This window comes from Streptomyces sp. GB4-14, assembly GCF_022696125.1.
Taxonomy (GTDB): Bacteria; Actinomycetota; Actinomycetes; order Streptomycetales; family Streptomycetaceae; genus Streptomyces; species Streptomyces werraensis.
The window spans coordinates 4,272,323-4,290,010 of the sequence record NZ_RZHO01000002.1 but is presented as its reverse complement, the minus strand read 5'-3'; the positions used below and the strand labels follow the sequence as shown (position 1 = coordinate 4,290,010).

Here is a 17,688-nt window from a genome sequence, read left to right as displayed (position 1 = left end):
GATCAGCCCCGGGTCAGCTTCTTGTAGGTGGCGCGGTGCGGACGGGCGGCGTCCGGGCCGAGCCGCTCGATCTTGTTCTTCTCGTACGACTCGAAGTTGCCCTCGAACCAGAACCACTTGGAGTCGCCCTCGTAGGCGAGGATGTGCGTGGCCACGCGGTCGAGGAACCACCGGTCGTGGGAGACGACCACGGCGCAGCCGGGGAACTCCAGCAGCGCGTTCTCCAGGGAGGAGAGGGTCTCGACGTCGAGGTCGTTGGTCGGCTCGTCGAGAAGCAGCAGGTTGCCGCCCTGCTTCAGGGTGAGCGCCAGGTTGAGGCGGTTGCGCTCACCGCCGGACAGCACACCGGCCGGCTTCTGCTGGTCCGGGCCCTTGAAGCCGAACGCGGACACGTACGCCCGGCTCGGCATCTCGACCTGGCCGACGTTGATGTAGTCGAGGCCGTCGGAGACGACCTCCCACAGCGTCTTCTTGGCGTCGATGTTCTCGCGGCTCTGGTCGACGTACGAGATCTTGACGGTGTCGCCGACCTTGATGGACCCGGAGTCGGGCTGCTCGATCCCCTGGATCATCTTGAACAGCGTGGTCTTGCCGGCGCCGTTGGGGCCGATGATGCCGACGATGCCGTTACGGGGCAGGGTGAAGCTGAGGTCGTCGATGAGGAGCTTGTCGCCGAAGCCCTTGGTGAGGTTGTTGACCTCGACCACGACGTTGCCCAGGCGCGGGCCCGGCGGGATCTGGATCTCCTCGAAGTCCAGCTTCCGCATCTTGTCGGCCTCGGCGGCCATCTCCTCGTAGCGGGCCAGACGCGCCTTGGACTTGGCCTGGCGCCCCTTGGCGTTGGACCGCACCCACTCGAGCTCTTCCTTGAGCCGCTTCTGCCGCTTGGCGTCCTTCTGGCCCTCGACCTTGAGGCGGGCGGCCTTGGTCTCGAGGTACTTGGAGTAGTTGCCCTCGTAGCCGTGCAGACGGCCGCGGTCGACCTCGCAGATCCACCCGGCGACGTTGTCCAGGAAGTACCGGTCGTGGGTCACGGCCACGACGGTGCCCTCGTACTTGGCGAGGTGCTGCTCCAGCCAGTTCACCGACTCGGCGTCGAGGTGGTTGGTGGGCTCGTCGAGCAGCAGCAGGTCGGGCTGCTCCAGCAGCAGCTTGCAGAGCGCGACGCGGCGCTTCTCACCGCCGGAGAGGTTGGTGACGGGCCAGTCGCCGGGCGGGCAGCCCAGGGCGTCCATGGCCTGCTCGAGCTGGGCGTCGAGGTCCCAGGCGTTCGCGTGGTCCAGCTCCTCCTGCAGCTTGCCCATCTCCTCGAGCAGCGCGTCGGAGTAGTCGGTCGCCATCTGCTCGGCGATCTCGTTGAACCGGTCGAGCTTGCCCTTGACCTCGGCGACGCCGTCCTGCACGTTCTCCAGGACCGTCTTCGACTCGTCCAGCGGCGGCTCCTGGAGCAGGATGCCCACGGTGTAGCCGGGGGTGAGGAACGCGTCGCCGTTCGACGGCTGCTCCAGCCCCGCCATGATCTTCAGAACGGTCGACTTACCGGCGCCGTTCGGACCGACGACACCGATCTTCGCCCCCGGCAGGAAGCTCAGGGTGACGTCGTCGAGGATCACCTTGTCGCCGTGCGCTTTGCGCGCCTTGCGCATGGTGTAAATGAACTCAGCCAAGAGAAACCGTCCGGCAACTTGAAATCTGGCAGTGGGCAGATACACCCCATCTTGCCCGACCGCCACCCCTTGGGGGAAACCCGTTCCGTCCGGTGGCCCTGACCTGGCCTTTCCCGGATGACGCCTGAGCCTCACCGGTCACTGTCGGTCGCCACCGGTGGGCCTCGGGCACCCTCGCACGGCCCAGGGACGGCCCGGCCCGAGGATGCCGTTCCCCCACCGTGCCGGGCTGCCGTGCTGTCGTGACCAGCACGGCAGAGCGCCCTCTCCTCTTCCTCGACGTCGATGGCCCACTGATTCCGTTCGGATCGTCGTCCGGCCACCCACGGGCCGCCGCTGCCGCCGCCGTGAGGGCTACCGATCAAGGGAACCCACTGCTGGCCCGGCTCGACCCTGGGATCGGGGCACGCCTCATGGTTCTGGGCTGCCATCTCGTGCGGGCGACGACCTGGATGGAAGAGGCGGCCGTCACCTGCGCTGCCCTGCTGCTGGCGCCGAGGCACCACCGCCCCCCATCCGCCTGTCAGCCGTGGGTGTCAGACCGCCCTGGCATTCTGCGCCCGTGAGAATGACATGGGCCGACTTCTGGGCACTGATAGCCACCCTGAATGGTGAGGCCACCCAAGCGAACTGCCGACACCTCGCCGCAGAACTGAGCCGCCGCTCCGTCTCCGACATCATCGGCTTCGCGGAACGCCATGCCGAGGCTCTCTACCGTCTGGACCAGGAGAAGTTCGGCTGCCTCCCCGTCGTTGACCTGACGGCCCGATTCGGTAGCTTTTTCCCGCAGTCGGCCGACGTGTTCCTGTATGCCCGCTGCGCTGTGGTGGCCGCGGGGCAAGCTGTATGGGAGAGCGTCTTCTTCGATGCTGCCAAGTTCGCCCCGTACACCTCCAGCGAACACGACGGCGAATGGCTTCTGTATGTGCCGGACATGGCGTACGAGCTGGCCACTGGTGAGGAGTGGAACCGCTCGACCCGGTACTGCTTCGAGAGCTTCTCCAACCGGGACGGCTGGCCCCATCTGCGGGACTGAACCGAACTACCGCGCAATGGGGATCTCGTAGACGATCTCGCAGAGCGCGGCGGGCACGACGATATCCGCCGTCTCCACGGGCCGCCCCTGGTCGCTGTAGTACGTCCGCCGGATGTGTGTGACGAGTGCGCCCTTCTGGACGCCCAGAAGTGAAGCCTCCTCGGCGGTCGCCTGCCGGGGCTCCGGCTGTTCCACGGCGTGGCTGACGGTGATGCCGATCTCCGCCATGCGGTTCACGACCCCTGCCCCGGCGTGCGGCCCTCCCTCGGGGAGGACGACGAGAGTGCCGGCGGTGAGGTCGTACGGCTCCCAGCTCGTCGACAGCTGCACCGGCCGGCCGTCGGCCAGGAATTCGTACGCGGTCCGCACGCACAGTTCACCTTCGGCGATACCGAGCCGCGTGGCGATCTCCGCCGGTGCCGGAACCTTGGCCTCGGTCCGGCTCTCCCAGTCGCCCTGCCTGCCCACGGCCTTCATGTCCGCCCGGAACGGGGAGCCGCTGGGCTGTTCCCGCGCGGATGACCGGACCACGCGCACGCGCTGCCGTGGCTCGGCGACGTAGGTGCCGGAACCGGCGCGCCCCTCCAGCACACCTTGGGAGATCAGCAACTCCTGTGCCCGGCGCACCACGTTGTCACCGACGCCGTACTCCTGGCCGATCTGGGCGCGGGAGGGGAGCCGGTCCCCCGGTACCCACTCGTGCTCCGCGATCCGCCGCCGTAGCTCGTCGGCGATGCGGAGATAGGGCGGTTGCTCAGGCATATGGAAAATCTAGTCCACTAGCTCTAATCTAGTTAACTAGCTTCACTCAAAGTGATCGCCGCTAACCGGAGGGCTGCCCTGCGCCTGCTTCCAAGGAGCGCGCGGAGGCCATCGCAGCCCGGTTATCGGCCGTCGGGCTCGCCACCCGCGTGGAGGAGCGCGACGACTGCACGGCCATCGAGGCGGAGGTGCCGGAACCACTCTCCGCCGAGTCATGGCGGGAGGTCCTGGAAGCGGTGGCCGATGCCGACCGCTTCGGCCTCCACGCCACCAGTTCGAACGACCGCACCCTCTGGGCGGTCGTACGCAAACGGTCCCCGCGACGGGCGATGTCGGGGGACCGGGCCATCAGCGATAGGAGCTGAACACCGTGCTCAATCGTATCCGCCGTACCGCCTCGCACCTCAGGGAGCGGTACCTCTACAAGGGCCGGCACCGCCGCTCCGCAACGCCTGTGCGGCCCGTGGCCGCTTCCCCTGAAGTCGCCCACGGTGCGGTGCTGTTCCTACGCCGACACCGCGAGCACACGGGCCTTCTCGTGGGGGAGGAAACGGCGCTCGTCCGCCCGTACGTCCTGGCCAGTGAGGCCCGCGCACAGCACCGCTCGGCGCCCGTGAGCTGCGCCCCCCTCGCCGCTCCCTGGTACGCCTCGGCAGGTGACCACTGATGCCGCCCCGCCAACAGCCTCACGTGCCGGGGCCTGACTCCTACCGATCAGCCTCGTGCCGGATCGGCACGCACCACGCCTCCGCGGAGTCGTCCCCGGCCACCGCGCCGGTCGATGTGCCAGTGATCTACGAAGCCTGCGACTGCTCGTGCCACACGATCGCCAAGTGCCCCGTACCGACGGAGGCGGCACGGTGAAGGTGACGGCACTCGGTGGCGCGGTGCTTTCCCCTGTCGAGATCACCTCGGTCAGCGTGCAGCGCGGCGACGTCATCCAGGTCGGGGGCCAGCAGTGCCGGGTGAGCGACCTCTTCCAGCTGCCCGGTGGAGCAAAGCGACTCGTTTTCGACTCGGGTGAGTTGCTGACCATCCACACGATGACCCGGCTCGTGGCCCTGCGGCTCGTGCGAGTAAGAGGCGGTGATCCAGCCCATGCCCTCGCGACGCGACACCATCGCCGATGACCTCCGGGACCGGATCGTCACCGGACGGCTCAAGCCCGGCGACCGCCTGCCTTCTGAGGCGCACTTGGCCGCGCAGTACACGGTGAGCACACCGACATTGCGGAACGCCCTCGCCGTGCTCCAGGCGGAAGGCCTCGTCGAGAAGGTCCACGGCAAGGGGAACTTCATTCGCCGTCCGGTCCGCAGGATCACGTACGTAGGAGGGGGCCGGACACCGGACACGCGCATCGTGGATTTCGCACCCCTGAGCGTCACCGTCCGCACCACCCGGGTCCGGGCCCACGGGCATCTCGCGTCCCTGCTGAAGATGCCGACCGGCAGTGCTCTGACGGAGATCCTCTGCCTCGGCCATGAGGACGAGGGGCCTCACAGCCTGGCTCGCATCTACGTCCCTTGTGACCTGGCGCCGGCCGCCGCACTCCGCAAGTCACTCCCGTACGAGGAGATCATGACGGGCCATGGAACTTCGCCCGCCGCCGGCTGAAGTCCGGGAGCAGATCAGCGTCCGCCTCCCGACACCGGAGGAGGCATCCACGCTCCGCATCAGCTCCGCCCTGGCAGTCCTCTCCATCACCCGCCGTACGGCCGACGTCGCTGGACGCGTGGTCGAGGCGGCCCTCCTCGTGCTACCGGGAGACCGCGCCGACGCGGTGTTCACCACTCACCACATGATCGACGAGAGGCCCGCGGAAGCATGACGACGTCGCACGAACTGCGGCTCCTCCCCTGGACGGGCCCCGACGGCAAGCCGTGCTTTCTCAGCACCGACGACAACGGCGGCAACATGTCCCGCCTGGCAGACAACATCGAGTCAGCGCAACTCGGCATGGCAACCGCCCTCCTGGACCGAGCGTTGGACATCCTCGCCCAGGCAGAAACGGACCCCGACGACCTGCGACTCCTGACGAAGGACCTGACCGGAGCTCTACGGGACACGCCCCGAGTTGCGACCAGCCGCGGTCACCGTCTGGACAGCAGGTCTACCGATCAACGCCCCCCGCTGACCGGCGGGCCGGAAGAAGCCCACGGCTCCGACCAGTTCGGATGCCGTGGGCTTCTGTCGTTGGCGGCCGGAGTCGGGTGATCCTGGATGACCCAGAGGCGGCCCGAAATCGCACTGCTCCTCCGTCGAGTTGGGTTCGCTAGCATCCTGGGATCGAAGGGACAGGCATGGCACTGGGACGCAAGGGAGCACGGCGCATAGTCGTCGACGGCACGGCCTACCGCTGGCGGCTGCGACGCAGACCCACCTACAGCCAGGCACTGTGCTGGTCACCGTGCACTTACGCCGTGGAGCATGCGGATGCTCCTGGGACGACTCTTGTCGTCACCACGAACCAGCCTCACCTCAGCAACTGGCTCGGGGGCCTGGGTAACCCGGTACTGCCCTCCCATGTCGCCCATGCCATTGCATCCGCTCTACGACAGGGTTGGATGCCCACTCACGCGGGCTCGCCGTTTCACCTCGACCAGTCCGCCGGCTTCTCCTCCTTGCCCTGAGCTGCTGGCGAGTGAGCACCGCCTTAGCAGTTCGATCGCTGCTCGGCTACATAGTGGATCCCCACGGACGTATCAGTCTCGGGAAGCCATACGTGGCTGCTGGTGTCCACCATCGTTGATGTCAGTTGTGGATGTCACGTTAGGTGTTTCAAGGTCTCAGGAAAGCTTTCGAACATGCCAGGTGGGAACGACGTCATGCCCAGCTTCTCCATGCCCGCCACCAAGGTAGCCATAGAGACGACTTGGCCGAGTGGGCTGTCCTTCTTGATGACGAACACGAACTCATTCTCGGACGGAGGGAGCGTCTTCGGCAGCGTCATCAAGCCTTGCCTGTCGAGCTCCTTGCTGATCTCCTCACGCAGTGCAGCGCTGAGCCGCTCCCTGTCTGGTGCGGCGTATTTCTTGATGAAGCGCATCGAGAGGCGTTTGATGCCGTGGTCCACCTCTACCGCGTGAGCAATCACAGTGAAGTCCATAAGGCGGTAGACAACTGAGTTAATAGTGTAGTTGTCAAGTGGGCTGGTGTTACCTTCAGCGGCCGACACCTGTAGACCTGCAGCAGCGACCCGGTGTGAAGGGGGCAGCCCACCGGGTCGGCCAGTGAACTGGCAACACTGACGGAGTTCACCTGTGCCTCAGCCGACGACAGCCAGACACGGTGGTGGCTGCGCCGATCGATCAGGCGCACGTATGCCTCGTTTCGCCCCCACTGGCCTCAGCCGCGCTGTCGGGTGTTGTCCACCGTCGTTGGCAACGGCCTGATCCAGGACCAACACACAGCTCCGGAGACCGCTTGGGACCTGGGCAACGCAGAAGGTCACGGCCCTGCAAGTGCCATATCAGGCGGGACGAGTCTACGGATTACGCCCGGGGCTGTCTCCTTCTCGTGCTGCGCGATGCGGTGGCGGTGGTCGCGCTCAGGTGCTCGTGCTGGCGTGTTCTGGGTCGGCGGCTTGTGCTTCGGCAAAGGTGCCGTAGTCGGTGGAGCGGTTGAGCAGGGTGTAATCCATGTCGCCGGCGGTGAAACGGCTGGTGTAGTAGTGCCCGGTGGCAACTCGTGGGGTCAGGCCCGTGACAGAGATCCGGCAGGCCCCTTCGTGCCTGGGGCTGCGGTGCTGGTGTTCTACGCGCGGCGTGTTGTCGTACAGGAACCCGATCTCGGCCGTACCAGAGTTCTCAGGTGAGCCAATGGTGGCGTTGTTCGACCGGGAGGTGCTTTCCTTGGTGCGGAGCGTGGCGTGCAGGCTCCAGAAGGTCTGCTCGATCGTCATATAAGTGATGATCGGGCCTCGGTTGCCCCCCTTGGGGATGTGGCTGGCCGGGCTCGGGGACAACACCACACGCCAGGTGCCGGTGACCCAGGGCCGACCGGTCAAGCGGTGGATGACGGGCCAGTGCCAGGCCCACTTGTCGAAGACGACGACGCAGTATCCGACAGCGGCCGGGATGTAGGCGAACAGGTACCGGAACTGCGACGGGTACAGGCCCAGGACGACCAGGATGATCGTATAGAGGGTGGCGGCGATGGTGGCGCCGGTGCGGATGTTGCTGGCCGTGCTCATCGTCAGTCTCCGTAGCCGAGGTAGTGCCAGGCGCCTTCGATCAGCTCGCGGGCGTCCTTTACGTTCCACTTCTGGTCTTCGCCGAAGACCCTCTTCATTCCGTTCGGCTCCCACATGACCTGAGGCCCCATGAAGGAGCTGAGCTGCCGGTAGACCTCCTTCAAGCTGGAGCGGACCGCGTCGTCCAGGTCACCAGCGAGGAAGATGTGATCGGGGACGTTGTAGATCAGGCACTCGGAGAAATACGACGGCAGCGCCTTGATGACGCCCTCTGCAGCGAGGTCGTTTTCCACGTTCTTCAGGACCCGCACCACGAACTTGTACCGATAACTGGTGTTGGTGTTCTTCGTGCGGCCGTTGGTTAGCTGAAGCTCGGGCCAGTTGATGATTTGCTTGCCGTTGCGTCCGTAGACGACGCTCCCCGCGTGCTCGCCCTCAGGTGCAGCGAGGTCGTACTTCACCCACTTGAAGCACGGCACCACGTCAATGCTGGGACGGCTGCCGAGGACCTCCGGTACGTAGAAGGCGATGTTGTGTTCCGCGTCTACCCATCCGAAGTAGCTGGTGAGAGCGGCGTGGACTTCCTCGCGGAGCTTGGCCTTGGTCCACGGCCCCGTATACCGGGCTGGCTGGCCCCACCACCATGACGCTAGGCCGTCGGTGTGGCAGGGGTCGTTGAGCTTCACCATGATGTCCACGTCGCTGTCACCGCGGACATTCGTCTTGTTGGGGTAGGAACCCTTCGCCGCGACCGTGATGTCGAGCCCTCGGAACGGCTCATGCCGCCTGACCGCGTCCTTCACCATGCGCTCAGCCCGCTCCAACCGCGCCTGCTCGGAAGGTCCTGGAGGGTTCTTCCACTTGCTGATCAGTGCGAGCCGTTGAGCGTACGTCAGTTGTCGTGCCATGAACCTCTCCCTACTTCCGGCCCCGTGCCGGGGACAGCGTACGAGCGGGGTCTGACAAACCTGCCTACAGCAGAAAACTCACCCGACGTCTCGGTCCGGGCCGGAGATCGAGCGCCTGTGGCGGCAATCGCGCACATGACCTCTTCGTCCCGAAGCAACTTGGGTGGGGGCGCTGCCTTGGGCTTGGGTGCCTCTCACCTGGGCTGATGGTCCGTAGGCGTTCGGGCTTGTTCGCCGTTGTTCGTGGGCGTTGTCACGCAGTTAGACACGCACTGGTGCTGCGCCTTGCTGGTGCCTGTGGCAGAAGACCACCTGATGCATAGCTCTGGTCCGATCGGTCAGCGACGGTCATACCGCCCGCTCTGAGGCACTGGAGGGACGCTACCGGACGGGGTCGGTCGTTGGGATGCGGTACGAGTTGCCACACAGCGACCGGACAGGGAGCCTGTCACGCCGGCTCCTTCATCGGCCGCAAGCAGCCGCACCCTCCGGCCCGTCTGTGGCGCGCCGGGCGGTCACCAGATAGCCCGCGAAGCTAACGTCCGGCCTGGCCTTCGCCCACCTGTCAGGTTGGCCGTGATGCTCCTCGCGGAAGTCGATCTCATCCGCACGTTCGCTGCCAACGACGTCGGCGTACTCCTCCGGATCGACCTCCAGCAGCGTCCAGGAGACAACATCCTCTGACGCGAAGCTCTGTCCGCAGCACTGGATCTGCCAGTCATCGTCCCAAACCGTCAACGTCATGTCGCCATTGTCCGCCGAGCGTCCGGAGCGCATCAGGGGCCTCGCGCGTGATCGGCGACACCCGCCTTAGGAGTTCGATCACCTCGTGGATTGGCGTGCTGGAACGAGGCTTGGGGTGGGCTCCTCGATCCCTCCGTGACCGTCTCTGGGCGTCATCGTTTGCGGCCGTTGATGTCAGATGCTGATGTCAACCCGGTGCCCGGCTGGTCGCGCGCGTTCATTGGCAGCGTGCGTGACAACCATCCAGTTCCAGGACTCGCCGCGGTACCTGGTTCTGAACTCTTCAACTGGAGTGAAGCCCTTCATCCAGCGACCATGTCCGTGATACTTCGCTAGGCACGAACAAGTACAGTAAGGGCCTTGGCCGTTTTTGCATCTCGAATTACATTTTTCATTCGGATTGTACTCGCGTCCCAGGATCAAGTGCCTATGCCGACCAAGAAGCCTTCCGACCATTACTAAAAAGTGGTTCTTCGGGACTGTCCAGCACTCGCGCTGCGGGTCCCACACCGGCCGTGTGCGGGTCCTCATCATGTCGTCGATCGAAGCGATGTGTCCCAGAGAGGTGGTGTGCGGCAACCAGATACGCAGCGCACCGGACGCCGGGAGGGAAAGAGCCGCCACGTGCCGCTGCTGCCAGGACGGCAACCACTCGGGCGCCGCGAGATACTGGGAGGGTCGTTGTGCGGGTTGAGCATCATGCCGCGCCGCCTTCTCGTCCCACACAGGTCGCTGGCCTTCTCCCTTGCAGCGAAGATCACTGAATGTGGTCAAGAGGTGAGGAGCAACGAGCCCGTGCTCAGTCGGTTCGATGGGCTGAGTACAGTGCGGGCAGAGATACACAGTTCCCCCTTTTTTGACTGTGACTTCAGTCGTTTTCCCATAGTGCTCTGAGTCTGCAGCTGTCGAGAGACCAAGGCCACTTCTTCTTGCCCTGGGTCTTGCCGGGGATCTTGATGACCTGCGTTTTTCCCTGCTCAGGGTTGGTGTACTTGTGCGCCTGGTGGCCGGCGTTAATCGTCATTGGCCACTGTCGAGCGACATCGGACGGCCCAGGGACGACCCAGCTCCTCGGTCTGAGTGGGCGGCCCGCCGGTCTCAGCGCTAGGGGCGCCTCTTCGGGGGAAACGGCCCAGGGATCACATCCTTGCCAAGCTGTTCCGTGATCAGATACGTGAGTTCCGGCCCCTCGATGAGCTGGAGGCGGCCATGCTGGCGGGTAAAGTCGTGGCTGGCCCTGCCGAACCACGACGCGGTGATCAAGACCCCCCTTGGCAGCACGCTTGTGCTCCACAACTCCGGCGAGCGCCTGGACGGACTCAACACCCACCAGCTGGGGGGAAACCCGTATCCCGGCAGGGCCCTGACCTGCGCGTACGCTGTGCGGGGCGCGGCGGAACCGTTACGGTCGGTCACGGCGCCCGATCACTCCCGTACTGTGCAGGCGCATGACCGACGGCGAGATCGAGATCACCGCGGATCTGGTCCGCGACCTGTTGCGGGAGCAGCATCCGGACCTGGCGGGCCTCTCCATCCGCGAGGTGGCGGGCGGCTGGGGCAACCAGATGTGGCGCCTCGGGGACGAGCTGGCGGTGCGTGTGCAGCGCATGGACCCCACCCCGGAGCTCCAGCTCAACGAGCCGGCGGTGGCTGCCCGTGCTGGCCCCGCGCCTGCCGCTCCCGGTGCCGACCCCGGTGCGCTCCGGCGAACCGTCCGCCCGCTTCCCCAAGCGATCACCCCATGGTCATGTGCGCGCACTCCTCGGCCCCGGACGACACAGCCGCCCTCGAAGTACTGGATCAGCCCGGCGGCCCCCACGACTCCGCGCTCGACGCCCTCTCGTTCAAGGAGTTCGACCCCATGGTCGTCATGGTCACCCTGGCGGCGCAGCCGCCGTCACCCCGCATGAGTGCCGCGTCATGAGTGTCGCAGCGAAGCGTCCCCTCCTCTTCCTCGACGTCGACGGCCCGCTGATCCCCTTCGGGCCCGCACAGCCCTCACTCACGGAATCAGTCCCCGACCACGGCAACCCCCTGCTCTCCCGGCTCGACCCCACCGTCGGCCCCCGCCTGCTCGCCCTGAGCTGCTCGCTCGTCTGGGCCACCACGTGGATGGAGGAGGCGAACGCGGTCGTCGCCCCGCGCCTCGGGCTGCCGAAGCTGCCGGTGCTGGAGTGGCCGGAGGCCGACGAGCCGAGCCTTCACGGTCTGCACTGGAAGACCCGCCCACTCGTCGGGTGGGCCCGCGGCCGGCCGTTCGTCTGGGTCGACGACGAGATCGGCGCCGTCGACCGTCTGTGGGTCGCCGCCGCCCACCCCGGGCCGGTGCTGCTCCATCGCGTGGACCCGGCCCGAGGGCTCCAGGACTCCGACTTCCTCGCCCTCAGCGACTGGCTCGCCGCCCTCGACCGCCCGTCGTGAGGCACCGCGGGGCCCGAGCCCCGCGTCCCGTCCTCGGTCAGCCGTTGTCGCCGGAGGCGCCCTGCCGCCGGCGGGTGAAGACAAGGCCCGCACCGCCGAGGACGACCAGCGCGATGGCGGTGCCGGTGATCCACGGAGTGGCGCCGGACGCGCCGGTCTCGGCGAGGTTGGTGTCCGTGTCCGGGGCGGAGACCGGGACCGGCGTCGGACCCGAGAGGGTCTGGGTCGTCGTCCCCGCCTCGGCGGCCCGCGTACGGCAGTCGAGCATCCCGGTGAAGCGCTGCTGGAAACCGCCCGGTCCCTCGACGGTGAAGTCGTACGGCTGGTCCTCGTTCAGCGGGACCGTCACCGTGTGGGAGCTGCCGGCCTCCACCGTGTACTCGGCGCCCGCCAGCTCGAAGGCGAACGCGGCGTCACCCTGGTTGGCGACCGTGACGTCCACCGCGCCAGCGGCGCAGTTCTCCCGGGCCGAGACCGCGGGTATCGCGCCCTCCGCCGTCCAGCCGGCGCTCGCCGTCGCGGAGACGGTCGACTCGCTGGACCCGGCAAGGATCTGCGTCTGGCTCCGGCTCTCGGAGACGAAGGCACGGCCGACCGGCACGCTCGTCGCCGCCTGCACGGTCAGCTGGGCGGTGCCCGTCTCCGCGTCCTCGGGGACCTCGACGTACAGCTTGCTGCCGTTGCCGGCGGTGGTGACGGGTACGCCCTTGGCGTCCACGATCCGTATGCCGGAGGTGGCCGCGTCCGCGGGCGGGGAGACCGTGACGCTCCGCGCGTCGGTGCGGACGGTGACCGGGCCGAGCCGCTCGCCCGGACGGCCGGCGACGACCGGCGGGTCCAGGGTCAGCGACGCCTGCGGCTCCGCCACCTTCTTCGCCTTCTTCTCCAGGTAGTCGGCGAGCTGCTCGGCCTGCGGGTCGAGCGCGTCGACGTCCACGCCGTCGGAGTACCGCCATATCGCGACCTGGGTGCCGGCCGCGGCGTCCTGCTCGGTGAGCTGGCCCCGGACGCCTGCCTTCTTCGCGAGTGACGCCAGGTCGTTCACCTGCGGGTAGGAGTGCTCGAGGATCCAGAGGATCCGGCCGGCGTCCTTGTTGGTGCCGAGCGAGGTGCCGCTCCAGGCGGTCTCGTGGTACTTGGCGTCCTGCTGGGTGGGGGTGTGGATGTCGACGCAGTAGGTCTGCAGCATGCCGCCGCCCTCGACGGACATCTCGAACAGTCCCGCCGACACCTGCGTGTCACCGGCGGCCCCGTGGATGACGGCCGCGCCGTACGTCTTGAGCCCGTCGATCGTCGCGGCTGCTCCGTTGTGCTGCGGCATCGTCCCGGGGTCGTCCGCGGAGGCCGTTCCGGCACCGGCGAGCACGGTGGTGGCGACGATCCCCGTCACCAGCGTCCCCGCTGCGAGGCGGGCCGACCCACGTCCGCGCAGGCGCCGCGCGGAGAACGAAACAGACACCGAATTTCCTTCCGAGCAGGACCCGTTACGTGGGGGGACGGTCCCACCAGCAGAATCTCCGGCCCCGAGAACCCCCGGAGCCATGCCCGGCATCCTAAGGAGCCCTCGGACAGCGCTTGCCGGTGATCGCGTCGCAGCGATGATCCGAATCGGAATCGTTATCGCCGGGACATCGCCGAACAGGGCTTATCGACAAATCCCCGTAGGACGGTTCAGCATCGATCCGTCGATAAGCCTCGGTTCGGACAGCCGTCGTGCCGGAGTCCGTCACCGTTGATTTCACGTCACCAGGGTGACTTCCGGCCGCAGTTGACCCGCCGCGTCACTGTTGTGGGCGTCCGTGGCCCCGTCCGTCGCCGACCCGTCGACCGGCGGTGACGGCGCCGCATCTGTTTCCCAGGCGGGTTCCGAGCGGTCCGACGCGTGGTTCGACTCGGGGCGCGGCGTGCGGCGGAAGGCGGTCGTGCCGCGGGCCAGGTCGTGCCCGACGGACACCGCGTCGATGTCCGCCGACATCCAGCCGGGCTGGCCCTCCCGCGTCTCCGTCCGCACCTTCAACCGGCCCTGCACGATCACCGGTTCGCCCACCGAGAGGGACGCCGCCGCGTTGGTGGCGAGCTGCCGGTTGGCCCACACCGTGAAGAAGTTGGTGTGTCCGTCGGCCCAGCTGTTCTTCTCCCGGTCCCAGTAGCGCGCGGTGACCGCGATCCGGAACCTCGCCGAGGGTCCGGAGACCGTCTCCCGGTACACGGGCCGCGTCGCCACGTTGCCCACCACGCACACCATCGTCTCGTTCATCGCGTTTCCCTCCCTGGCCCGGACCCCGCCGGCTCGCTCACCGGCGCCGGGCGGATACGCGTACGGGTCCGTCCCGTACGGCTGCCGTCTGGCGCGGTGACCTCGGAACGTCTCGCGCTCCGTGGTCACCGCGGAGTCAGACTGCCTCCGCCGGGCCGGACCCCGCCGAGCCCTGTGGACCGCCCCCACCCTGTGGAAAACCTCGCCACCCGAATGAGTGGTCCGCCCACTCCCCCAGAAGCACGCCTCAGCGTCCCCCGCCCGCCGTTCCCACTCCCGCCACACGCCCGTACTGCTCCCGTACCTCCCGGTACCGCAGCAGCTCCGCCGCCACCGGATCCAGCACGCGGGCGCGCCCGCACCCGGCCGCCGCCTCCCGCAGCCGTCTCTCCGCCTCCAGCCCGTACCGCCGGGCCGGCCCCCGCGCGGCCATCCTGCAGCTCCACTCGACGAGCGGCCCGCCCACGATCCCGATGACCATCAGCAGCACCGGCACACCCAGGTTCGGCGCCATGACGCCGATGATCTGCCCGAGCAGCCACAGACCGCCCACGAACTGCAGGACGGTCATGGACGCCTGGGCGAGCACGGCCACCGGCCACCATCCCGGCCGCGGCGGCCGCCCCGGCGGCAGTCCGGCCCGTACGGCCAGTTCGTCGAGCGCCTCCGGCAGCCCCTGCGACCCGCGCACCGCCGCCTCGCGCACCGCCTGCGCCCAGGGCGTGGGAAGTCCGGCCGAGGCTCGGTCGGCCACCGTGCGGACCGCCTGCTCCACGCGCTGCCGTGCGGTGACCTCCTCGTCGGGCCGGCCGCCCAGCGGAACCCTGCCGGTGGTGGGCTCGCGCCGCGCCTGGCACCAGCGCCACAGCCGCAGCCAGGGGGTGCCGCAGGCGCGGTTGGCGTTGCGCAGCCAGGCGCGTTCGGCCGCCTCCCCCGCCGCGGTGGCGCCCACGGCGTCCGCGAGCCGGTCGGAGAACTCCTCCCGGGCCTCCTCGCTCAGCCCGGTGCGCCGGCGCGTCGCGTAGGCGGGCCACAGGCGGGCGGCGGTGATGTCGACGTCGGCGGAGATCCGGCGGGCGGGCGCCCCGCGTTCGGCCACGAACCGGGCGAGCGCCTCGCGCAGGTCGCCCACCCCGTCCCCGGTGAGCGCCGACAGGGCGAGCACGGTCGTGCCGGGTTCGCCGTACTCGCCCAGCACGATGCCGTCCTCGTCGAGGAGCCGCCGCAGGTCGTCGAGGACCTGTTCGGCGGCGTCGCCGGGCAGGCGGTCGATCTGGTTGAGGACGACGAACATGACCTCGGCGTGGGCCGCCATGGGCCGCAGGTAGCGCTCGTGCAGCATGGCGTCGGCGTACTTCTCCGGGTCGACGACCCAGATCACCGCGTCGACCAGCCCCAGCACCCGGTCCACCTGTTCGCGGTGCTCCACGGCCGCCGAGTCGTGGTCGGGCAGGTCGACGAGGACGAGTCCGCGCAGCCGTTCGTCGGCGTCGGTCATGGCCTGGAGGGGGCGGCGGCGCAGCCGGGGCGGGATGCCGAGGCGCTCGATGAGGCCGGCCGCGCCGTCGCTCCAGCTGCACGCGATGGGGGCGGCGGTGGTGGGACGCCGTACGCCGGTCTCGGAGATCGGCACCCCGGCCAGCGTGTTGAACAGCTGCGACTTGCCGCTGCCGGTGGCGCCCGCGATGGCGACGACGGTGTGCTGCCCGGAGAGCCGGCGCCGCGCGGCGGCCTCGTCCAGCACGCGTCCCGCCTGGGAGAGGGTGCGGTTGTCGAGCCGTGCGCGGCTCAGCCCCACCAGCTCGCGCAGCGCGTCCAGACGGGAGGCGAGCTGCGGGTCGTACGACAGGGGGACCACCTTCTGCGGTGTGGCGGCGCGGGGTTCCGCCACGGCGGGCCGTTCCACCGAGGAGGTCCCCGCGGTAGCGCCGCCCGTGGTGCCGTTCACCCGGCGTGCGATCAGCCCGTCGTCCCAGGCGCCGGCCGCGTCCTCGCGGGACCGGTCCTCGGTGTCACGATCGGGGTGCTCGGTGTGGTCCTGGTCAGTGACGGCGGTCACCGGTCACCTCTCCTTCTGCAGTACGGACAACGCGGCGATGAGTTCCGGCTGGGGTTCCGCGTGCACCTCGAGCGTGTCGATCGGGGCGAGCCGGCGTTCGCGTTCGGCGTGCATGATCCGGTCCACGTGGGCGACGAGGAGCCGTCCGCCGCGGTCGCGCAGGCGCAGCGCGCCGTGGGCGCCGATCCGCTCGGCGAGGGTCTCCCCGGCGGTCCGGGCGCGGCGGCCGCCGAGCAGGACCGTGGCGACGAGGGCGGTGACCGTCTCGGGATCGGGCGCGACGCCCCGCTCCAGCTCGCGCACCTCCTCCTCGGCCAGCTCCTCCAGCTCGCGCCGCCAGCGCCGCACGGCGAGGCCGATGCGGTGCTCGACGCTCTCGGAGGCGCTGTCGCGGGCGGCGAGCTCGGGCGCTTCGGCGGCGGGCTCGCGCCGCCAGGCCTCGTCGACACGTTCGTCGGCGGCGGCGACGGCGCACAGCAGGAGCGCGCCGAGGCTCTCCACGAGCGTGTCGAGCAGCTCGCCGGGGGTGCAGTCGAGGGGGAAGGCGCGCCACCGCTTGAGGGCGTCCCCGGCGAGCACGGCCCCGGCCTGCAGCCGTCCCCGCACCCGCGAGTGCTCGCTGTCGTACGCGGTCTCCACGGCGGAGGTGAGGCGCAGCGCCGCGGCGTACTGGGCGGCGGCGGCGCCGGCCAGCTCGGGCAGCCGGGCGTTGAGCGAGTCGAGGATGCCGTACGCGGTGCGGGCCATGACGTGCTGGCGGGCGGCCGGGTCGAGCGTCTGGTGGACGAGCCAGGTGCGCAGCGCGGCGACGGCGGTGCCGGGCAGCAGTCCGCCGCCCCAGGCGGACTCGGGCAGCTCGGGCACGGTGAACCGGGGTACGTCGCCGAGCCCGGCCTTGGTGAGGAGGGCGCCGTACTGCCGTGACACCTCGGAGACCACCTGGTGCGGCACCCGGTCGAGCACCGTGACCAGGCTGACGTCGTACTCCTTGGCGGTGCGCAGCATGTACCAGGGGACGGCGTCGGCGTAGCGGGCGGCGGTGGTGACCATGATCCAGATGTCGGCGGCGTTGATGAGCTCGGCGGCGAGGATCCGGTTGTCGGAGACCAGCGAGTCGATGTCGGGCGCGTCGAGGAGGGCGAGGCCGGGCGGCAGGGTGTCGGCGGTCTCGACGCGCAGGACGCGCGCGGGGTCCTCGCCGGGCAGCAGCAGGTCGTCGGCGGGGTCCTGGTGGTGGGGCACCCAGACGCGGGTGAGGTCGGGCAGTACGCGCATCCCGCTGAACCAGTGGTGGTCCTCCGGGTGGCAGACGAGCACCGGCGTCCGTGTCGTCGGCCGCAGCACCCCCGCCTCGCTGACGCGCCGGCCCACGAGCGAGTTCACCAGCGTGGACTTCCCCGCTCCGGTGGATCCCCCGACGACGGCCAGCAGCGGCGCCCCGGGGTCTCTCAGCCGCGGCACCAGGTAGTCGTCCAGCTGGGCGAGCAGTTCGTCGCGGTTGGCACGCGCGCGGGCGGCCCCGGCGAGGGGCAGCGGAAAGCGTGCGGCGGCGACACGGTCGCGCAGGGCGGAGAGTGCGTCGAGCAGCTGAGGCCGTACGTCCAAGGTCACCACATGCGAAGAATGCCCAATTTAAGGGTGA

General features: G+C 68.7%; 16 protein-coding genes and 4 pseudogenes. 10 read left to right on the top strand and 10 right to left on the bottom strand.

Annotated features, from left to right (window positions below; genetic code table 11):
- Positions 1-2 precede the first annotated feature (2 nt).
- Positions 3-1,667 carry an energy-dependent translational throttle protein EttA gene (gene ettA / locus ELQ39_RS20955; RefSeq protein WP_225629257.1) on the bottom strand — a complete coding sequence of 555 codons (1,665 nt, stop codon included), beginning with the start codon at positions 1,665-1,667 and terminating at the stop codon, positions 3-5.
- A 242-nt stretch (positions 1,668-1,909) separates the two neighbouring features.
- On the opposite strand from ettA, the pseudogene ELQ39_RS32585 reads away from it, so the two are divergent.
- Together ELQ39_RS32585 and ELQ39_RS20945 are read left to right on the top strand one after the other, a co-directional pair.
- Positions 1,910-2,167 (top strand): annotated as a pseudogene (locus tag ELQ39_RS32585) (hypothetical protein); the annotation flags it as partial.
- A gap of 68 nt (positions 2,168-2,235) precedes the next feature.
- Complete coding sequence (locus ELQ39_RS20945) at positions 2,236-2,703, top strand: DUF4240 domain-containing protein (protein WP_242595641.1); 468 nt, start codon at positions 2,236-2,238, stop codon at positions 2,701-2,703.
- Positions 2,704-2,709: 6 nt separating this feature from the next.
- On the opposite strand, the gene ELQ39_RS20940 is transcribed toward ELQ39_RS20945, so the two are convergent.
- Positions 2,710-3,465 carry a GntR family transcriptional regulator gene (locus tag ELQ39_RS20940; RefSeq protein WP_242593369.1) on the bottom strand — a complete coding sequence of 252 codons (756 nt, stop codon included), beginning with the start codon at positions 3,463-3,465 and terminating at the stop codon, positions 2,710-2,712.
- 110 nt (positions 3,466-3,575) lie between these two features.
- On the opposite strand from ELQ39_RS20940, the pseudogene ELQ39_RS20935 reads away from it, so the two are divergent.
- From ELQ39_RS20935 to ELQ39_RS20915, 5 genes and pseudogenes are all read left to right on the top strand, one after another.
- Positions 3,576-3,823: pseudogene (locus tag ELQ39_RS20935) on the top strand (hypothetical protein).
- A 12-nt stretch (positions 3,824-3,835) separates the two neighbouring features.
- Positions 3,836-4,132: a hypothetical protein gene (locus ELQ39_RS20930; RefSeq protein ID WP_242593367.1), complete on the top strand. Its 297-nt coding sequence runs from the start codon at positions 3,836-3,838 to the stop codon at positions 4,130-4,132.
- 193 nt (positions 4,133-4,325) lie between these two features.
- Complete coding sequence (locus ELQ39_RS20925) at positions 4,326-4,595, top strand: hypothetical protein (protein ID WP_242595640.1); 270 nt, start codon at positions 4,326-4,328, stop codon at positions 4,593-4,595.
- Positions 4,564-5,293 (top strand): annotated as a pseudogene (locus tag ELQ39_RS20920) (GntR family transcriptional regulator). Before ELQ39_RS20925 ends, ELQ39_RS20920 begins: the two are co-directional and overlap by 32 nt.
- Entirely contained in the window at positions 5,290-5,679 is a 390-nt protein-coding gene (locus ELQ39_RS20915) for a hypothetical protein (RefSeq protein WP_242593365.1), read from the top strand. The pseudogene ELQ39_RS20920 and the gene ELQ39_RS20915 overlap by 4 nt, the downstream one beginning before the upstream one ends.
- A gap of 550 nt (positions 5,680-6,229) precedes the next feature.
- Here the strand turns inward: ELQ39_RS20915 and ELQ39_RS20905 are convergent.
- The 4 genes from ELQ39_RS20905 to ELQ39_RS20890 all read right to left on the bottom strand — a co-directional run bounded on the left by ELQ39_RS20905 (position 6,230) and on the right by ELQ39_RS20890 (position 9,309).
- On the bottom strand, positions 6,230-6,571 hold the full coding sequence (locus ELQ39_RS20905) for a hypothetical protein (protein WP_242593361.1): 342 nt from the start codon (positions 6,569-6,571) through the stop codon (positions 6,230-6,232).
- Positions 6,572-7,012: 441 nt separating this feature from the next.
- On the bottom strand, positions 7,013-7,657 hold the full coding sequence (locus ELQ39_RS20900) for a hypothetical protein (RefSeq protein WP_242593359.1): 645 nt from the start codon (positions 7,655-7,657) through the stop codon (positions 7,013-7,015).
- 2 nt (positions 7,658-7,659) lie between these two features.
- Entirely contained in the window at positions 7,660-8,565 is a 906-nt protein-coding gene (locus tag ELQ39_RS20895) for a nucleotidyltransferase domain-containing protein (protein WP_242593357.1), read from the bottom strand.
- A gap of 462 nt (positions 8,566-9,027) precedes the next feature.
- Positions 9,028-9,309, bottom strand: coding sequence for a DUF6578 domain-containing protein (locus tag ELQ39_RS20890; protein ID WP_242593355.1), 282 nt, complete (start codon positions 9,307-9,309; stop codon positions 9,028-9,030).
- 1,448 nt (positions 9,310-10,757) lie between these two features.
- Here ELQ39_RS20890 and ELQ39_RS20885 point away from each other — a divergent pair.
- The 3 genes and pseudogenes from ELQ39_RS20885 to ELQ39_RS20875 all read left to right on the top strand — a co-directional run.
- Positions 10,758-11,040, top strand: a pseudogene (locus ELQ39_RS20885) (phosphotransferase); the annotation flags it as partial.
- A gap of 16 nt (positions 11,041-11,056) precedes the next feature.
- Positions 11,057-11,233: a hypothetical protein gene (locus ELQ39_RS20880; protein ID WP_242595707.1), complete on the top strand. Its 177-nt coding sequence runs from the start codon at positions 11,057-11,059 to the stop codon at positions 11,231-11,233.
- Positions 11,230-11,730, top strand: a complete 501-nt coding sequence (locus tag ELQ39_RS20875; RefSeq protein ID WP_242595639.1) for a hypothetical protein — start codon at positions 11,230-11,232, stop codon at positions 11,728-11,730. The genes ELQ39_RS20880 and ELQ39_RS20875 overlap by 4 nt, the downstream gene beginning before the upstream one ends.
- A 37-nt stretch (positions 11,731-11,767) precedes the next feature.
- Here the strand turns inward: ELQ39_RS20875 and ELQ39_RS20870 are convergent, their stop codons facing one another.
- The 4 genes from ELQ39_RS20870 to ELQ39_RS20855 all read right to left on the bottom strand — a co-directional run bounded on the left by ELQ39_RS20870 (position 11,768) and on the right by ELQ39_RS20855 (position 17,660).
- Positions 11,768-13,189, bottom strand: coding sequence for a Cys-Gln thioester bond-forming surface protein (locus tag ELQ39_RS20870; RefSeq protein ID WP_242593352.1), 1,422 nt, complete (start codon positions 13,187-13,189; stop codon positions 11,768-11,770).
- 279 nt (positions 13,190-13,468) lie between these two features.
- A complete protein-coding gene (locus ELQ39_RS20865; RefSeq protein WP_242593350.1) occupies positions 13,469-13,987 on the bottom strand; it encodes a single-stranded DNA-binding protein in 519 nt (172 codons plus the stop codon).
- A gap of 247 nt (positions 13,988-14,234) precedes the next feature.
- Positions 14,235-16,046, bottom strand: coding sequence for a GTPase (locus tag ELQ39_RS20860; protein WP_242593348.1), 1,812 nt, complete (start codon positions 16,044-16,046; stop codon positions 14,235-14,237).
- A 3-nt stretch (positions 16,047-16,049) separates the two neighbouring features.
- A complete protein-coding gene (locus tag ELQ39_RS20855; protein ID WP_225629262.1) occupies positions 16,050-17,660 on the bottom strand; it encodes a dynamin family protein in 1,611 nt (536 codons plus the stop codon).
- Between the last annotated feature and the right edge of the window lie 28 nt (positions 17,661-17,688).

What these genes read in the sequence shown, in the direction of transcription:
- ELQ39_RS20890 (WP_242593355.1), bottom strand. Translation starts at nt 9,309, where the DNA reads ATGACGTTGACGGTTTGGGACGATGACTGGCAGATCCAGTGCTGCGGA.
- ELQ39_RS20895 (WP_242593357.1), bottom strand. Translation starts at nt 8,565, where the DNA reads ATGGCACGACAACTGACGTACGCTCAACGGCTCGCACTGATCAGCAAG.
- ELQ39_RS20875 (WP_242595639.1), top strand. Translation starts at nt 11,230, where the DNA reads ATGAGTGTCGCAGCGAAGCGTCCCCTCCTCTTCCTCGACGTCGACGGC.
- ELQ39_RS20865 (WP_242593350.1), bottom strand. Translation starts at nt 13,987, where the DNA reads ATGAACGAGACGATGGTGTGCGTGGTGGGCAACGTGGCGACGCGGCCC.
- ELQ39_RS20900 (WP_242593359.1), bottom strand. Translation starts at nt 7,657, where the DNA reads ATGAGCACGGCCAGCAACATCCGCACCGGCGCCACCATCGCCGCCACC.
- ELQ39_RS20880 (WP_242595707.1), top strand. Translation starts at nt 11,057, where the DNA reads ATGTGCGCGCACTCCTCGGCCCCGGACGACACAGCCGCCCTCGAAGTA.
- ELQ39_RS20905 (WP_242593361.1), bottom strand. Translation starts at nt 6,571, where the DNA reads ATGGACTTCACTGTGATTGCTCACGCGGTAGAGGTGGACCACGGCATC.
- ELQ39_RS20915 (WP_242593365.1), top strand. Translation starts at nt 5,290, where the DNA reads ATGACGACGTCGCACGAACTGCGGCTCCTCCCCTGGACGGGCCCCGAC.
- ELQ39_RS20945 (WP_242595641.1), top strand. Translation starts at nt 2,236, where the DNA reads ATGACATGGGCCGACTTCTGGGCACTGATAGCCACCCTGAATGGTGAG.
- ELQ39_RS20940 (WP_242593369.1), bottom strand. Translation starts at nt 3,465, where the DNA reads ATGCCTGAGCAACCGCCCTATCTCCGCATCGCCGACGAGCTACGGCGG.